General features: G+C 68.5%; 15 protein-coding genes. 7 read left to right on the top strand and 8 right to left on the bottom strand.

Annotation, left to right across the window (positions count from 1 at the left end; translation table 11 throughout):
- The 4 genes from WC493_RS17200 to WC493_RS17185 all read right to left on the bottom strand — a co-directional run.
- Positions 1-1,042: LPS-assembly protein LptD (locus WC493_RS17200; protein ID WP_373066835.1), on the bottom strand; the 1,042-nt coding region annotated here is incomplete at its 3' end.
- A complete protein-coding gene (gene lptG, locus WC493_RS17195) occupies positions 1,042-2,148 on the bottom strand; it encodes an LPS export ABC transporter permease LptG (protein ID WP_373066834.1) in 1,107 nt (368 codons plus the stop codon). The genes lptG and WC493_RS17200, both read right to left, overlap by 1 nt.
- Before the next feature lie 2 nt (positions 2,149-2,150).
- Entirely contained in the window at positions 2,151-3,266 is a 1,116-nt protein-coding gene (gene lptF / locus WC493_RS17190) for an LPS export ABC transporter permease LptF (protein ID WP_373066833.1), read from the bottom strand.
- Positions 3,267-3,284: 18 nt separating this feature from the next.
- Entirely contained in the window at positions 3,285-4,817 is a 1,533-nt protein-coding gene (locus tag WC493_RS17185; protein WP_373066831.1) for an ArnT family glycosyltransferase, read from the bottom strand.
- Positions 4,818-4,934: 117 nt separating this feature from the next.
- On the opposite strand from WC493_RS17185, the gene WC493_RS17180 reads away from it, so the two are divergent.
- The 4 genes from WC493_RS17180 to WC493_RS17165 all read left to right on the top strand — a co-directional run bounded on the left by WC493_RS17180 (position 4,935) and on the right by WC493_RS17165 (position 8,387).
- Complete coding sequence (locus WC493_RS17180; protein WP_373066830.1) at positions 4,935-6,431, top strand: leucyl aminopeptidase; 1,497 nt, start codon at positions 4,935-4,937, stop codon at positions 6,429-6,431.
- Positions 6,428-6,898, top strand: a complete 471-nt coding sequence (locus WC493_RS17175) for a DNA polymerase III subunit chi (RefSeq protein WP_373066828.1) — start codon at positions 6,428-6,430, stop codon at positions 6,896-6,898. Before WC493_RS17180 ends, WC493_RS17175 begins: the two co-directional genes overlap by 4 nt.
- Before the next feature lie 91 nt (positions 6,899-6,989).
- Positions 6,990-8,030: a methyl-accepting chemotaxis protein gene (locus tag WC493_RS17170; RefSeq protein WP_373066827.1), complete on the top strand. Its 1,041-nt coding sequence runs from the start codon at positions 6,990-6,992 to the stop codon at positions 8,028-8,030.
- A gap of 96 nt (positions 8,031-8,126) precedes the next feature.
- Positions 8,127-8,387 carry a hypothetical protein gene (locus tag WC493_RS17165; RefSeq protein WP_373066826.1) on the top strand — a complete coding sequence of 87 codons (261 nt, stop codon included), beginning with the start codon at positions 8,127-8,129 and terminating at the stop codon, positions 8,385-8,387.
- A 39-nt stretch (positions 8,388-8,426) separates the two neighbouring features.
- Here the strand turns inward: WC493_RS17165 and WC493_RS17160 are convergent, their stop codons facing one another.
- Positions 8,427-10,298 (bottom strand): ABC-F family ATP-binding cassette domain-containing protein, encoded by a 1,872-nt coding sequence (locus WC493_RS17160; protein WP_373066825.1) that lies wholly within the window; start codon positions 10,296-10,298, stop codon positions 8,427-8,429.
- A gap of 117 nt (positions 10,299-10,415) precedes the next feature.
- Between WC493_RS17160 and ndk the strand changes: the two genes are divergently transcribed.
- The gene (ndk, locus tag WC493_RS17155) at positions 10,416-10,838 is read left to right on the top strand and encodes a nucleoside-diphosphate kinase (RefSeq protein WP_373066823.1); all 423 of its coding nucleotides are present in this window, start codon (positions 10,416-10,418) and stop codon (positions 10,836-10,838) included.
- A 42-nt stretch (positions 10,839-10,880) separates the two neighbouring features.
- Here the strand turns inward: ndk and WC493_RS17150 are convergent, their stop codons facing one another.
- The 3 genes from WC493_RS17150 to purM are packed head-to-tail and all read right to left on the bottom strand — an operon-like array spanning position 10,881 to position 13,511.
- Entirely contained in the window at positions 10,881-11,777 is an 897-nt protein-coding gene (locus tag WC493_RS17150; protein ID WP_373066822.1) for a transglycosylase SLT domain-containing protein, read from the bottom strand.
- A gap of 10 nt (positions 11,778-11,787) precedes the next feature.
- Positions 11,788-12,429, bottom strand: a complete 642-nt coding sequence (gene purN / locus WC493_RS17145; protein ID WP_373066820.1) for a phosphoribosylglycinamide formyltransferase — start codon at positions 12,427-12,429, stop codon at positions 11,788-11,790.
- Positions 12,426-13,511 carry a phosphoribosylformylglycinamidine cyclo-ligase gene (gene purM, locus WC493_RS17140; RefSeq protein WP_373066819.1) on the bottom strand — a complete coding sequence of 362 codons (1,086 nt, stop codon included), beginning with the start codon at positions 13,509-13,511 and terminating at the stop codon, positions 12,426-12,428. Before purM ends, purN begins: the two co-directional genes overlap by 4 nt.
- 84 nt (positions 13,512-13,595) lie before the next feature.
- Between purM and WC493_RS17135 the strand changes: the two genes are divergently transcribed.
- Together WC493_RS17135 and WC493_RS17130 are read left to right on the top strand one after the other, a co-directional pair.
- Positions 13,596-14,195 carry a uracil-DNA glycosylase family protein gene (locus tag WC493_RS17135; protein WP_373066818.1) on the top strand — a complete coding sequence of 200 codons (600 nt, stop codon included), beginning with the start codon at positions 13,596-13,598 and terminating at the stop codon, positions 14,193-14,195.
- A 63-nt stretch (positions 14,196-14,258) separates the two neighbouring features.
- On the top strand, positions 14,259-15,366 hold a 1,108-nt coding region (locus tag WC493_RS17130), incomplete at its 3' end, for a DUF2066 domain-containing protein (protein ID WP_373066816.1).

Below are 15,366 nucleotides of genomic sequence, written 5' to 3'. Positions count from 1 at the left end.
CGGACGAGGAACGCGCTGCGTCGAAGCCCCAGCGCCAGTTGTCGTCGACGTTGAAGCGGCCGTGGGCGAAGATATGGCCGTGGAATTCGTCGTTGCCGGTGTCGTTGCCGTCGCCGTCGTAGGAATTGCCGTAGCCGGCGCTGAATTCGGCCATCAGCTCGCCGTCGGCGAACAATTTCCTGTAGTCCCCGACCAGATAGGAACCTTCCTTCGAGGTATAGAAGGGGGTCAGGGTCAGATCGCTATTGTCGTCGATCGCCCAGAAATAGGGCGTGCCGATGCGGAAGCCGAGGCGCGTGCTCTCGCCGATATGGGGCGTGAGGAAACCGCTCTGGCGCTTCACGCTCGGATCGGGGTGGGAGAAATAGGGCAGATAGGCGACCGGCACGCCGAGGACGTCGAAGGTCGCATCCTCGTATTCGACCTTCTTGGCCGCCTGGTCGTGGGTCACCTTGACCGCCTTCACCTGCCAGAGCAGCGGCCGGTCCGGATGCTCGGCACAGGGCAGGCAGGGGCTGTAGACCGCATGGTCGAGGGTGGTGACATTGCCGTCCTGGCGGATGGCGCGCACCGCCGCGGCCCGCGAATTGTCGGAGAACAGCAGGCTGACGGTCTGCACGAAGCCGTCGCGGAACTGGTCGTCCAGTTCGACATAGTCGGCGAACAGGACTTCGCCCGTCGGCTCCAGCAGCGAGACGTTGCCGGTGGCGGCGACCATCCGGCTCTCTTCGAAATAGGTGACCTTGTCGGCCATCAGCACCCGTTCGCCCTGGGACAGCTCGACCTTGCCCTGGGCGGTCACCGTATGGGTGTTCGGGTTGTAGATGACCTCGTCGGCGATGATCTGCACCGGTCCCTGGCCAACCGCGGGGCTGCCGGGCAGCGGATCGGCGACGGCGAGGGTCGGCCCGGCCAGCGCCACGGCGGCCAGCACCAGGGCGATCGCCGTACGGTTGCGCAGCGAGGCACGGCCCCGGGCTGGCCGGCGGCCGGGACGGCCGGCGGCGCCGGGCAGGGCATCAGGAGGGAGTGCGACGGCCATCAACCATCTTCCAAATGAAACAACAGCGCGATGCCCACCAGGGTCGCGGCGATCGCAGGGCCCCAGGCAGCGAGAATGACCGGGACACTTTCCGCGATGCCGAGCGCGCGGGCAATGTCGGATACGACGAAGAGGGCGAAACCGGCAATGCCGCCGAGCCCGATCAGCATGGCGACGCCCCCGCGCCGCGAATGGCGCAGCGAAACCGTCGCCGCGACCAGCACCATGGCGCAGAGCACCAGGGGAATCGAGGCCAGGCTGTGCCATTGCACCAGATAGCGGGTGGCGGAGAAGCCGGCCGCTTCCAGCCGCTTGGCAAAATCCGGAATGGCCCAGAAGGAGACCGAATCGGGGTTGGCCAAGCTCTGCTGGATGTCGTCCGGCCGAAGGTTGGTAGCAAGGCGGTAGACGGGCACGGCCTTGGCCTGGCGGTCCGGCTCGATCACCCAGGCGTCGCTCAGGGTCCAGACGTCGCCGTCGAATTTGGCGCTGAAGGCTTCGATGCGGCGGAGGAAGGTTTCCTGGCGGTCGAACATGAAGACGACCACCGCATTGAGCCGGAGCCCACCGTCGGACGCTGCCAGGGCATGAATCACGGCGCTGCCCTGGTCGTCCGCCTGACGCAGCCAGATGCCGGAATCGGTGACGGCCGACAGGCTGGAGGTGCTGCTCTTGATGTAGAAGGCTTCGAGCTGGCGGTAGTGGTAGTTCAGCGCCGAGGACCAGGGATTGATGATGCCGACCGCGAAGATCCCGAGCAGCAGGGCGACCAGCATGGGCGGCGCCAGGAACTGCCAGACCGAAAGGCCGGCCGCGCGGGCGATGATCAGCTCGTTCGAGCGGGTCATGCGGGCGAAGGTCCACATGCCGCCGAACAGGCAGGCAAAAGGCAGGGCCAGGGTGGCGAGGCCGGGCAGGTGCATACCGGACATCGCCATCAGGGTCAGGAAGTCGGCCTGCTGGCCGGTCACGCGGGTGGCGCGCCGGGTCAGTTCCAGGAGGTCGATCATATAGATCAGCGCCACGATCGGCCCGAACACCAGACCGAAACCCAGGAGGAAGCGGCGCATCATATAGAGCGCGAAGACTGGGGCGATGCGATGCATGGTCAGCCCTCGCCCGTGGCCGGGAGGGCGGCCGGCGGTGCCACGGCCGCGCGCAGCCTCGGCCGGAGCACATAGAAGGCCACGACGCAGGCGCCGAGCGGCACCAGGTAGAGGATGGGGGCCAGCGCCGGGGTCGAGGTGACGATGCCGGAAAGCCCCAGTTCGCTGAGCCTGAGGCCGAGGCCGCCGATCGCCGCGACGGCGGAGCGGGTGTATTTGCCGCGCCGCGAATATTCGCCGGAGAGCAGGCCGCAGGCGGCGATCAGGGCCAACGGCAGGGCATAGAGCGGCGAGGACAGGCGCTTGTGCGCCTCGGTCAGCAGGAGGGCCCTGTTTTGGGCGTCCTGCGTGTCATAGGGCGGCAGGAGTTCGGTCAGGTAGCGCTCACCCGGCTTCATGCGGTGGGTGGCGTTGTCGTCCGTCAGCCCGCCGAGGTCCAGGACGTAGCGCTGGAAGCTGAGGTAGCTGCCCTTGCCGGTGAAGAGCTCGCTCTCCTGTCGGTTGCCGTTGACCAGCAGGATCTTGGCGCCGTCGCTGTCGGGCAGCAGGGTGCCGCGCTCGGCCATCATGGTCACGGCCTTGTCCGGGCGGCGCGCGTCATAGACCAGGATACCGTGCAGTTCGCCGTCCGTCGTACGCTCGCGCACATAGACGGTGAGCCCGTCGGTCAGTTCCGAGAATTCACCGTCCTGCAGGAAGACCGCGGCGAGATCGCCCCGGATCTCCGCCACCTCGTTCTTGAACGAGCGGAGCCCGAGCGGCGTCACATAGCAGTTCAGCACCAGGGTGATCACCATGACCAGGCCGGCCAGTTCCAGCGCCGGGCCGATCAGGCGCCAGACCGAAATGCCCGAGGCGGCCATGACGATCAGCTCGCTGTCCATCCACATGCGGTAGAAGGCGAACATCACGGCGCAGAAGAGCGCGATCGGCAGGATCAGCGAGAGCGCGCCCGGGATCAGCAGGGCGGTCAATTCCAGCAGGGTCTGCAGCGACAGGCCCTTGTTCACGATGAGGTCGACCGTGCGCAGCGATTGGCCGACCAGCATCACGCCCGTCAGTGCGAGCGTGAAGAAGATCATGGGACCGGCGATCTGGCGCCTTATATAGGATGTCATCCGACTCATCGGCGGCGACTATAGCTTCCGCCCGGTTCGGGTGATAGAGCGGCAACCCTGCGCTGCGGGCGCGCCATTGCCGAAATTCCGGCCGATGAAGAGATAGTAGGTCCCCTTGGGGTCCGGATAGGGTCGCATCTCGACCTTTTCCGGTCCTTCCACGGCCGAAAATTCGGCCGCCAGCGCCGCTGGCAAGGTCGCTGCGCGCGAAACCACCACAGTGTCGCAGCCCCTGGCGTCGTCGAGATCCAGCACCATGGCGAATTGGTCGGCCGGATTGTCCTGATCCTCGGACCAGCGCCGGACCAGGGCATCCGAATCGCGCAGGTGATAGATCAGCTCGGCGGTGGCGCCACGGTCGGTCACGATCACGGCGCGCGGGGCTTCGCCCGCACGCTTCGCCTCGACCGCGGCGGCGAGCCGGTCCCAGCCGCGCACCCAGCGGAAAGGGTCGGTCTTGGCGGCGAGCGTCATGAAGGGCACGCCGCCCCAGGCGACACCGACCAGCATGACGGCCAGGATGGCGCCGTCGACCGCGAGCACTGCCCGGCCGAGGCGCCGCATCCCGAAACCGTCGAGGGCGCCCATGATCAGCACGATCAGGGCCGGAAAGGCGACCGCCGCCCAATTGCCGTGGGCGCGCGACAGGAATGCCTGGACGATCAGCAGCGCCAGCACGGGAAGCGAGAACCAGGCGAGCATGCGCAGGCCCGGATCGGCGAACAGGCGCCGCGGCCGCCAGAACACGGCCATAAGGGCGAGCGCCGCCGCCGGCCCCAGGATCGCGAGCTGGTCGCCCAGGAAGGAGACGACGCCGCCGATATTGCCGATCTTGGCGCCGACGCTGGCGTTGGCAGCTGTGTGGCGGAACGTCTCGAAGCCCGACAAAGCGTTCCAGATCAGGTTCGGCGACAGGATCAGGAGGCCGACGGCGCCGGCCAGCGCGAGGCCGCCCCAGGGCCGGCGTCCTTTCGGCTGCAAGGCGGCGACGATCAGGGCCGGCGCCGCGAAATAGATCATGGCGTATTTGGCGAGCAGGCCGAGGCCGAGGAAGACCCCGAGCCAGAGCCAATAGCGCCGCGCCCCCGCCGCCAGACCGCGCTCGAAGGCCCAGAGGGCGGCGGTCCAGAACAGCAGGAGCAGGGAATCGGTCGAGATGATCAGGCCGGAGAAGGTGACCCCCGGCAGGGTCGCGAAGCCGAGGGCGGCCAGCACGCCGGCCCGGACGCCGAACAGGTTCCGGCCGAGCAGATAGGCAAAGATGGTGGCGACGCCATAGGCGAGGGGCGAAGCCGCCTTCACGCAGGCCGCACCGTCGCCGCAGACCGCGGTGGTGGCGCCGATCGCCCAGGCGATCAGGGGCGGCTTGGAGAAATAGCCGAAGGCAGGCGTCTGCGCCCAGAACCAATATTGCGCTTCGTCGAGATAGAGCGGCAGGCCGCCCACCGCGAGCGCCGCGAGCCGCAGCACCGTGATTCCGGCAGCGAGGCCGAGCACGAGGCGGAAGGCGGAGCGGTCGGCGGCGAGGTCCGGGGCGGCGGGCGCAGTCATGCGCTGTCGATAGCCGTTCCATGCCGCGCTGTCGAGCGGGCTTCCCAACGGCGGGCGGCGGCATCAAGATGCCGGGGCCGGCCGCAGCCGGCCAAGAAAGCCTCCGGAGTCTGCTCGATGAAGATCGCCTTTGCCTCGCCCAGCCTGCCCGCCGCCGGCGCGGTCGTCGTCTTCGCCCTCGAAGGGCGCAATTTCAGTGCGACCGGCGCCTATCTCGACAAGCTCTCGGCGGGCGCGCTCAGCCGCGTGGTCGCGACCGGCCGTTTCTCGGCCAAGAGGGGTGAGATCGTCGAACTGTTGGCGCCGGCCGGGATCGACCTTTCCCGCGTGCTGCTGATCGGTCTCGGCAAGCCGGAGGCGCTCGACGCGTTGGGCGCCGAAACGCTGGGCGGCAATGTTGTCGCCCGTCTCGCTTCTTCGGGCGAGGAAGCGGTCACGGTGATCGTGGACGAAGTCGAAGGCGTCGCCCTGAAGCCGGCCGAACTCGCGGCCCGTATCGCCTACGGTGCCCTGCTGCGTAGCTACCGCTTCGACAAGTACCACACGAAGAAGAAGCCCGAGGACAAGCCGAGCCTGGCCAAATTGACCATCGGCGTCGCTCAGGACGGTGCCGCCAAGAAGGCCTTCCAGCCCCTCGAGAAGATCGCCGAGGGTGTCTTCTTCACCCGCGACCTGGTCACCGAGCCCGCCAATATCATCTATCCCGAAACCTTGGCAAAGCAGGCCAAGGCCTTGGAAAAGCTGGGCGTCGAGGTCGAGGTCCTGGGTGAGGCGCAGATGCGCAAGCTCTGCATGGGCGCGCTCCTCGGCGTCGGCCAGGGCAGTGTCCGCGAATCCCAGCTCCTGGTCATGCGCTGGAACGGCGGCAAGGCCAAGGACGCCCCCGTCGCCTTCATCGGCAAGGGCGTCACCTTCGACACTGGCGGCATTTCGATCAAGCCGGCCGCCGGCATGGAAGACATGAAGTGGGACATGGGCGGTGCCGGCACGGTGGTCGGCCTGATGAAGGCGCTAGCCGGGCGCAAGGCCAAGGTCAATGTGGTGGGCGTCGCCGGCCTGGTCGAGAACATGCCGTCCGGCAGCGCGCAGCGCCCGGGCGACGTGGTCACCTCCATGTCGGGCCAGACCATCGAAGTGCTGAACACCGATGCCGAAGGCCGCCTCGTGCTGGCCGACGCGCTCTGGTACACCCAGGACCGCTTCAAGCCGAAGTTCATGATCGACCTGGCGACCCTGACCGGTGCCATCATCATCGCCCTCGGCAACGAATATGCCGGCCTGTTCTCCAACGACGACGGCCTGGTCGAGAAACTGACCGCCGCCGGCAAGGCGACCGGTGAGCAGGTTTGGCGCCTGCCGTTGGGCGAGGCTTACGACAAGATGCTCGAATCCCCGATCGCCGACATGCAGAACATCTCGGGCGACCGCGCCGCCGGTTCGATCACCGCGGCGCAGTTCCTGCAGCGCTTCGTGAACGGCGTGCCCTGGGCCCATCTCGATATCGCCGCCATGGCCTGGAGCAAGAAGGACAAGCCGACCGTGCCGAAGGGCGGCACCGGTTACGGCGTCCGCCTGCTCGACCGCTTGGTGGCCGACAATTACGAGGGCAAGTGACGCCGCCGATGGCGGAAGTCTCCTTCTACCACCTGGAGGCGCGGCCGCTCGAATGGGCTTTGCCGCGCCTTCTCGCCCGCGTCGTCGACTCCGGGCGGCGCGCCGTGGTGGTCAGCGCCATTCCGGAACGCCTGCCGTTTCTCGATTCGGCACTCTGGACCTATGACGACCAGTCGTTCCTGCCCCATGGCCTGGCGCCCGACGATTTCGCGGCCGACGAGCCGATCTGGCTCACCTGCGACGCCGCCGACCGGCCCAACGGGGCCGATGTGCTGGTGCTGGTCGACGGCGCGCGGCCGGACGACCTCTCGCTGCCCGGCTATGCCCGCTGCCTCGACATGTTCGACGGTGGCGACGAGGTGGCGCTGGCCGCGGCGCGCCAGCGTTGGCGCGATTTCAAGGAAGCCGGCCACACGCTGACCTATTGGCAGCAGAGCCCCGAGGGACGCTGGGAGCGCAAGGCCTGAACTCGACCTTGGTCGGGGCCGCCGCTGCCATTCGTTGGTTGTTTGTTACCGATTTGGCGGCACTCTCTCCGCTCGGGGCAGGCTTCGTGCCATGGCTTCCGGAGGCGTCATGAGCGATGTCAGCATTTCGAGCGTCATCCACAAGATCCAGGCAATGGTCGAGGGCTTCGTCGCCGTCAACGAGAAGATCGCCGGGCAGACCAATCTCCTGGCCCTGAACGCCGCGATCGAGGCGGCACGGGCGGGCGAAGCGGGCAGGGGCTTCGGCGTCGTCGCCGGCGAGGTGAAGAGCCTCGCCAAGCAAGCGCAGGAGAATTCCAAGGAATTGCGCACCCATGTGGTGCAGGAGATCCAGGTCCAGACCCGGGTGCTGCAGAGCCAGTTCGACGAGGCCGAACGTTCCCGCCTTTCCGAGATGGCGCAGACCCTGGTGCAGCTCATCGTCCGCAACCTCTATGAGCGGACCGCCGACGTCCGCTGGTGGGCGACCGACGACGCACTCTACCGCTGCCTGGAGACGATGGCGGCGGGCGATACCGGCCATGCCGAAACCCGCCTCACGCTGATCAACCGCTTCTATTCGGTCTATCTGAACCTGGTGCTGGTCGGGCCGGACGGCACGGTCGTGGCCTGTTCCCAGGGAGGGCGGTTCCCGCGCCTGAAGGGGCAGAAACTGGCCGATCCGTGGGTCCTGCGGGCGCTCGCCACCGGCAGCGGGGACGACTATGTGGTCGACGAGATCCGCCGCGATCCGCGCCACGACAACCGGCTGGTCGCCGTCTATGCGACCGCTGTCCGGGCGGGCGGACGGGTCGGCGGGCGCCCGCTCGGCGCCCTCGGCGTCTATTTCGACTGGGAGGAGCAGGCACGGGTGATCGTCCAGGACGAACCGAACCTGAGCCCCGAGGAATGGGCGCATTGCCGTGTCCTGCTGCTGGACGGCCAATGCCGGGTGATCGCCGCCTCCGACGGAGCCGGTCTGCTCGGTACCTATCCGCTGGTGCATGAGGGCCGGCAGAAGGGCTTCCATGCGACGCCAGGCGGCGAACTCGTGGCCTTTGCCCGTACCATCGGCTACCAGGAATACGACGGTCTCGGCTGGTATGCCGTGATCCAGCGCGCCGCCGGCTGACGGGGCGCTTGCGGAAAAGAACAAAAGGCGAAAATATCGCTTGTCGAAGCCGTTTTGCCGTGCGAGAACAAACACGGAACAAAGCGGGAGGCTTCGATGGTGGCGATGCTCTTCGATCGTGCGGTGGCCTGGGCGGCCTGGGCATGCCGGCCGGCGCTGGTGCTCTTCCCGCTGCTGGTGGTGACGGAAATCCTCGGCCTCACGCCGACGGAAGTGACCATTCCCTTCGCCGCCATGGCGGCGATCCATGCCGCCGGCCGCGGGACCTGGCTTCAGGCATCGCGCAGCGGCAGCTTCCGCTTCCGGGCGGTCCCGCAGCCTTCGCTGAAGCCCGCCCGCCTCTCCGTCCGCGGCTGAGGGGTCAGGAAGCGGCTTCCAGCGCCCAGACGAGACTGATCAGGAGGCCGCTTCCAGCGCCTCCTGGGCTTCCAGCCAATCGTTCTCGGCCGCTTCCTGGGCCTTGAGCAGATCGGCGCGCTGCTTGCCGAGGTCGGCCAGACGGGCCGGATCGGCGAAATTCTTGGGGTCGGCCAGGGCCGCCTCGGTCTTGGCCAGATCCTTGGCCAGTTTTTCCATCTGTGTTTCGATCGCCTTCACCCGCTTGACCAGGGGGGCGAGGGCTTCGCGCTGCCGGGCCGCCTCGCGGCGCTGATCCTTGCGGTCCGCGCTGGGGGCGGCGGCGCTCTTCACCGGGCCTTCGTCGAAGGCGCCGGCCAGCACCTGGCGGCGGTAATCCTCCATGTCGCCCTCGAAGGGCTTCACCGTACCGCCGGCGACCAGCCACAGGCGATCGGCGCAGGCTTCGATCAGGTGGCGGTCGTGGCTGATCAGGATGACCGCGCCGGCATAATCGTTGACCGCCGCGACCAGGGCTTCGCGGGCCTGGATGTCGAGGTGATTGGTCGGCTCGTCGAGGATGATCATGTTGGGCGCGTCGACCGCCATCAGGGCGAAGAGCAGGCGTGCCTTCTCGCCGCCCGACAGGCGGCCGACCGGGGTTTCGGCCAGGGTCGCACCGAAGCCGAAGGCGCCGAGGCGGCTGCGCACCTCGGTCGGCGAGGCCTTGGGCAGCAGGGCGGCCATATGGTTGATCGGCGTCTCGTCCAGGTGGAATTCGTCCTGCTGGTGCTGGGCGAAGAAGCCGGGGCGGAGCTTGGGCGCGCGGCGCACCTCGCCCGCGGCCGGGGCCAGACGCCCGGCGATCAGCTTGGCGAAGGTCGACTTGCCGTTGCCGTTCGAGCCGAGCAGGGCGATGCGGTCGTCCGGATCGATGCGGAGGTTCAGGTTGCGCAGCACCGGCGGCCGGCCCTCGTAGCCGACCGCGGCGCCTTCGAGGGTGACCACGGGCGGCGCCAGCTCGTCCTTGCAGGGAAAGCTGAAGTCGATCCGCTGCTCGCCCGGCAGTTCGGGCAGAGGCTCCATCTTCTCGATCATCTTCAGGCGGGCCTGGGCCTGTTTCGCCTTGGTCGCCTTGTAGCGGAAGCGGTCGACGAAGGATTGCAGGTGCTTGCGGGCCGCATCCTGCTTTTGCCGCTGGGCTTCGAGGTTGGCGATCTTCTCCGCCCTGGTCTTCACGAAACGGTCGAAGCCGCCGGCATAGAGCGTCAGCTTGCCCTGTTCGAGATGCAGGATATGACCGACCGCCTTGTTCAGGAGGTCGCGGTCGTGGCTGACGATGATCAGGGTGCGCGGATAGCGGGCGAGAAAGTCCTCGAGCCAGAGCGTGCCCTCGAGGTCGAGGTAGTTGGTGGGCTCGTCGAGGAGCAGGAGGTCCGGCTCGGCGAAGAGCACGGCGGCCAGCGCCACGCGCATCCGCCAGCCGCCGGAGAAACTGCGCATCGGCCGGCCCTGCGCTGCCTCGTCGAAGCCGAGGCCGGCCAGGATGCGCTGCGCCCGCGCCGGCCCGGCGTGGGCACCGATGGTGGCCAGGCGCTCGTGGATCTCGGCCAGACGGTGGCCGTCCTGCTCGGTCTCGGCCGCCTTCAGCAACTCCGCACGTTCGGCGTCGCCGGCCAGCACGACGTCGAGCGGCGTTTCGTCGCCGCCCGGCGCCTCCTGGGCGACGGTGCCGATCTTGGCCCGCCGTTCGATCACGATCTCGCCTTCGTCCGGGTGGTATTGGCCCAGGATCAGGCGCAGCAGAGTGGACTTGCCGGCGCCGTTGTGGCCGATCAGGCCGACCCGGTGGCCGTCCGGCACGGTGGCCGAGGCGCCGTCCAGAATGGTGCGCCCGGCGATGCGAAAGGTGAGACCGTCTATCCGTAACATGGCCGCGCTATTAGCACGGCGCGGGAAGGCGGATAAAGCGCCGCTGTTGCCACTCGGGCCTGCCTCGGCTAAAAGGCGCCCACTTTTCCCGCCTGTCGTCGAATGAAGGAAGCCATCATGGCCGTCGAACGCACCCTGTCGATCATCAAGCCGGACGCCACCCGCCGCAACCTGACCGGCAAGGTCAACGCCAAGTTCGAGGATGCGGGCCTGCGCATCGTCGCGCAGAAGCGCATCCAGCTCACCAAGGCCCAGGCCGAGGGCTTCTATGCCGTCCACAAGGAACGGCCGTTCTTCGCCTCGCTGGTCGATTTCATGATCTCCGGCCCGGTCGTGGTCCAGGTCCTGGAAGGCGAAGGCGCGGTGCTCAAGAACCGCGACGTGATGGGCGCCACCAACCCGGCCAATGCCGCCGCCGGCACCATCCGCAAGGAATTCGCCGAATCGATCGAAGCCAATTCGGTCCACGGCTCGGACAGCGCCGAGAATGCGGCGATCGAGATCGCCTATTTCTTCGCCCAGACCGAAATCGTCGGCTGAAGCACCTGAGCGCGTCCCGGTTCGCCGGGGCGCGCCGCCGCCTCAGCGCGGCACCACGAAGATCTCCTGGCGCGGTGCCGCCGGCTGGGGACCAGCCTCTTGGCGGAGATAGAAGGCCATCCAGGCCTTGACCGCATCGACATAGGGCTGGGTCGCCGGGATCACCTTGGCGCGGCCGGGCGGCCCCACGGCGGAACCGCCGTTGTAGTGGCTGAGCGCGATGTCGACCGAGCCGTAGCGGTCGATCAGCGAGCCCAGATAGCGCACACCGGCGCGGATATTGACCCGCGCATCCCACAGAGTATCGGGGTCGAGCCCCAATTCGCCGCGTGCCGTCGCCGGCATGATCTGCATGATGCCGCGCGCCCCTGCGGGCGACAGGGCGTTGGAGCGGAAGCCGGACTCGACCTTGGCCACGGCCCGGGCGAGGGCATAGGAGACGTTGGAGGTCCGCGTCTCTTCCTGCAGGATCTTCAGCACTTCGGCGACTTCGGCCGAAGTCGGTGGCGGCGCGGTCAACGGCTTCGGCGCCGCCGGGGCTTCGGCGGGCGGCGGCTTGGTCGCCTCACGCACGACATAGGCGAGCACGGCGGGGTCGAGCTGCGCCCGTTCGACCGCATTCATGGCGAGATAATAGTTGTAGGCGATCTTCAGCCCGTCCGGCAGGCCCTGGAGATAGGCGCGCAGATACCATTCGAAGGCGAGCGGCGGGTTCTGGTCCAGCACCGTGCCGGTGCCCAGCATCCAGGCGATCGCCTCGGCCGCGCGGGGATCGCCTGCCTGCGCCGCATCCAGCATGACCTGGGCGTCTTCGAGCGTCGCCGTCTTCAGGCGGAGATGGGTGTATGCATCGGCCAGGCGGGCGTGGGACGTCTCGGCCGGCGCGGGCAGCGCACCCAACGTCGCGAGCAGGGCGGCGAGGGCGAGGCGGCGCCCCATTCGCGTGATCTCAGGACAGGGTGACGGCGGTCCAGGCGTCGCCGTCATAGACCGTGTGGCCGTCTTCCAGCCGGGCCTGCCCGCTGGCCACCAGGCCGACGGCGGCGGGATAGAGGCGGTGTTCGGCGCCCAGCGTGCGGGCGGCCAGCGTGTCGGCGGTATCGCCGGGCACCACCGGCACCACGGCCTGGCCGATGATCGGCCCGGCATCCATGTCGGCGGTGACGAAATGGACGGTGCAGCCGGAGAAGCGGACCCCGGCCTGCAACGCCTGTTCGTGGACGTGAACGCCCTTGAAGCTGGGCAGCAGGCTCGGATGGATATTGACCATGCGGCCGAGCCACTTTTCGACGAAGGCAGGGGTCAGCAGGCGCATGAAGCCGGCCAGCACGACCAGTTCGATCCCCGCCGCCTCCAGCACTTCGTCGACCGCCGTGTCGAAATCGGCCCGCGTGGCGAAGCCGCGGTGATCGATCACCTGGGTCGGCACGTCGGCTTCGGCTGCGCGGGCGAGGCCGCCGGCGCCCGGCTTATTGGAGAGCACGAGCACCACTTCGGCCGGGAATTCGGGATTGGCCGCGGCCTCCAGCAGGGCCGCCATGTTGGAGCCCCGGCCGGAAATCAGGATGGCGGTGCGCCGCCGCGCGGTCACGACACCACCCACATCTGCTCCTGGCCCCAGGCGCCGGCCGGGCCGACGATGGTGGTCTGGGCCTCGCCCTTGCGCTCGGTGATGCGGCCGACGATCGAGACCGTCTCGCCCGCCTCGTGCAGCACGCGGAGGCAGGCTTCCGCCTTGTCGCGCGCCACCACCGCGATCATGCCGAGGCCGCAGTTGAAGGTATTGGCCATTTCGCTGGCGGTCAGCCGGCCCGCCTTCTGGAGCCAGTCGAACACCGGCGGCAGCTCCCAGCGCGCGGCATCGAGTTCGGCCGCGGTGCCTTCCGGCAGCACGCGGGGCAGGTTGCCGATGATGCCGCTGCCGGTGATATGGGCGAAGGCCTTGACGAGGCCGGCGCGATGGGCGGCGAGGGGGCCCTTCACATAGAGCTTCGTCGGCGTCAGCAGGGTTTCGGCCAGGCTCTTGCCTTCTTCGACCGGGCTCGGCATCGCATAGGAGATGCCTTCGCCGTCGCAGATCCGCCGCACCAGGGAGAAGCCGTTCGAATGCACGCCCGAGGAGGCGAGGCCGATCAGCAGGTCGCCCGGCGCCACGTCGGCCCCGGTCAGCAGCTTGTCGCGCTCGACCGCACCGACCACGAAACCGGCCAGGTCATAGTCGCCGTCGGCATAGAGGCCGGGCATTTCCGCCGTCTCGCCGCCGATCAAGGCGCAGCCCGATTCCTTGCAGGCCTTGGCGATCCCCTCGATCACCGCGGCGGCGGCCGTGACCTGGAGCCGGGAGGAGGCGAAATAGTCGAGGAAGAAGAGCGGTTCGGCGCCCTGCACGACGAGGTCGTTCACGCACATGGCGACCAGGTCCTGGCCCACCGTGTCGTGCTTGTTCGCGGCGATCGCGATCTTCAGCTTGGTGCCGACGCCGTCGGTCGAAGAGACCAGCAGGGGGTCGTTGTAGCCCGCCGCCTTGAGGTCGAAGAGGGCGCCGAAGCCGCCGAGCCCGCCCATCACGCCGGCCCGCATGGTCGCCTTTGCCGCTGGCTTGATCGCCTCGACCAGGGCATCGCCCGCTTCGATGTCGACGCCTGCGCCGCGATAGGTATAACCGCTCGTCATCTCAGTCCTGTCCGCCGGCCTGTTGCGGCCCGAATGGCGGGACCATACTGGAAACCGCGCCATTCTCAATACTCGGGGGGCATCATGAGGCAATCGGCGGCGGGTGACGACTTCGCGGCACTGGCGGCCGAGGTCCGGACCTGCCGGATCTGCGCCGCCGTGCTGCCGCACGAGCCCCGGCCGGTGCTGCGCGGCAGCAGCGGGGCGCGGCTCCTGGTGGTCGGCCAGGCGCCCGGGCGGCGGGTGCACGAGACCGGCATCCCCTTCAACGATCCCTCGGGCGAGCGGCTGCGCGACTGGATGGGGATCGACCGCGAGATCTTCTATGACGAAGCGCGAATCGCCATCCTGCCCATGGGCTTCTGCTATCCGGGGACGGTGCCCAAGGCAGGCGATCTGCCGCCCCGGCCCGAATGCGCCGCGGCCTGGCGCGACCGGTTGATGGCCGCCCTGCCGGCCGTGCGCTTCACCCTGGCGATCGGCGCCTATGCCCAGGCCTGGCACCTGAAAGGCCGGCAGGAGGCGACGCTGGCCGCCACGGTGCGCCGTTTCGGCGACTTCTTGCCGGATGTCCTGCCGCTGCCGCACCCCTCGCCGCGCAACAATCTGTGGCTGCGCAAGAATCCCTGGTTCGAGCAGGAGGTCCTGCCCGAATTGCGCCGGCGCGTGGCAGACCTGCTGTAGGCGCCTTGTGGCAGGCGTCCGTCCGGCTATAGTCGCGGGATCCTCCCCTGCATCGGACCGGCCATGTCTGCATCCCGCCTGCTGTTCCGCCTTCTTGCCGCGGCCCTGTTCGGCGTGCTCGCCCTGGCCGGGCCTGCTGTCGCGGAAACCTATACGGTCGATGGCGTGGTGGCCCAGGCGACCGGGCCCGATCCGCTGACCGCGCGGGACGCCGCCCTGACCAAGGCCCAGCGCGACGCCCTGGAGACCCTGCTGAAGCGCCTGGCCGCGCCGGGCACCGAAGGCTCGATGCCCCGCGTCACTGACCAGCTTGTGTTCCAGACCATGCAGGGCTTCGAGGTGAAGCAGGAAAAGACCACGGCGACCTCCTATTCGGCGCTGCTGACCGTCGAATTCCGCGGCGAGGCGATCGATTCCCTGCTGGCCGGCGCCGGCGTCTCCTACGTCGAGGCGGCGACCCATCCACTGGCGGTGATTCCGCTCCGTCTCGATGTCTCCGGCAAGCCCGGCCTCTGGGAAGAGGACAACGAATGGCGCCTGGCCTGGGCGCGACGGAACGGCAATGACGATCCCCAGCCCCTGGTGGTGCCGCAGGGCGATCTGGCCGACATGCAGGCGCTCAGCGCCCAGGCGGCCTTGGCGGGTGACGCCGTCGGCCTCGGCCAGGTGGCGCAGCACTATGGCGCCAGCGCCACGCTGGTGGCGACGGCACAGCAAGGGGCGGGCGGTATCGCCGTCTCGGTCGCCGAACCCGGGCAGGCGTCCTTCTATACCGGCTCCTTCCCGGTCGGCGCCTATGATGCCGCCGTGACCGCCGCCGCCGCTGCGATCCAGGACCGCTACCGCAGCCGGAATGCCGTGCCGGCCGGCCCGACCGTCAGCCTCGAAGCGATCGCGCGCTTCTCCGGCCTCGGCGAATGGCGCGACCTGCGCACCGCGATCGAGAATACACCGGCGGTGAAGCGCCTCGTGGTCAAGAAGCTGGTGGTGGGCTCGGCTACCCTCGGCATCGACTATCAGGGCGATCCGGCCAGCCTGGCCTCAGCCCTGTCGCAGCGCGGCGTCGTCCTGACCCCGCTGCCGGGTGGCGGTTACGGCTTGGCCAGAGGTTTCGCTGCGCCCGGCCCGGTGCCCGGCAGCGGCGGCGGCATCGCACCGCTCACCCCGCTCG

It is taken from the genome of Zavarzinia sp. (genome assembly GCF_041650655.1).
Classification (GTDB): Bacteria; Pseudomonadota; Alphaproteobacteria; order Zavarziniales; family Zavarziniaceae; genus Zavarzinia.
Note: the sequence above shows the minus strand (reverse complement) of the source record. Positions and strands in the feature narration are given on the sequence as shown.

Coding starts and splice junctions, on each gene's coding strand:
- lptG (WP_373066834.1), bottom strand. CDS start 2,148: ATGCATCGCATCGCCCCAGTCTTCGCGCTCTATATGATGCGCCGCTTC.
- lptF (WP_373066833.1), bottom strand. CDS start 3,266: ATGACATCCTATATAAGGCGCCAGATCGCCGGTCCCATGATCTTCTTC.
- WC493_RS17185 (WP_373066831.1), bottom strand. CDS start 4,817: ATGACTGCGCCCGCCGCCCCGGACCTCGCCGCCGACCGCTCCGCCTTC.
- WC493_RS17180 (WP_373066830.1), top strand. CDS start 4,935: ATGAAGATCGCCTTTGCCTCGCCCAGCCTGCCCGCCGCCGGCGCGGTC.
- WC493_RS17170 (WP_373066827.1), top strand. CDS start 6,990: ATGGCTTCCGGAGGCGTCATGAGCGATGTCAGCATTTCGAGCGTCATC.
- WC493_RS17165 (WP_373066826.1), top strand. CDS start 8,127: ATGGTGGCGATGCTCTTCGATCGTGCGGTGGCCTGGGCGGCCTGGGCA.
- WC493_RS17160 (WP_373066825.1), bottom strand. CDS start 10,298: ATGTTACGGATAGACGGTCTCACCTTTCGCATCGCCGGGCGCACCATT.
- ndk (WP_373066823.1), top strand. CDS start 10,416: ATGGCCGTCGAACGCACCCTGTCGATCATCAAGCCGGACGCCACCCGC.
- WC493_RS17150 (WP_373066822.1), bottom strand. CDS start 11,777: ATGGGGCGCCGCCTCGCCCTCGCCGCCCTGCTCGCGACGTTGGGTGCG.
- purM (WP_373066819.1), bottom strand. CDS start 13,511: ATGACGAGCGGTTATACCTATCGCGGCGCAGGCGTCGACATCGAAGCG.
- WC493_RS17135 (WP_373066818.1), top strand. CDS start 13,596: ATGAGGCAATCGGCGGCGGGTGACGACTTCGCGGCACTGGCGGCCGAG.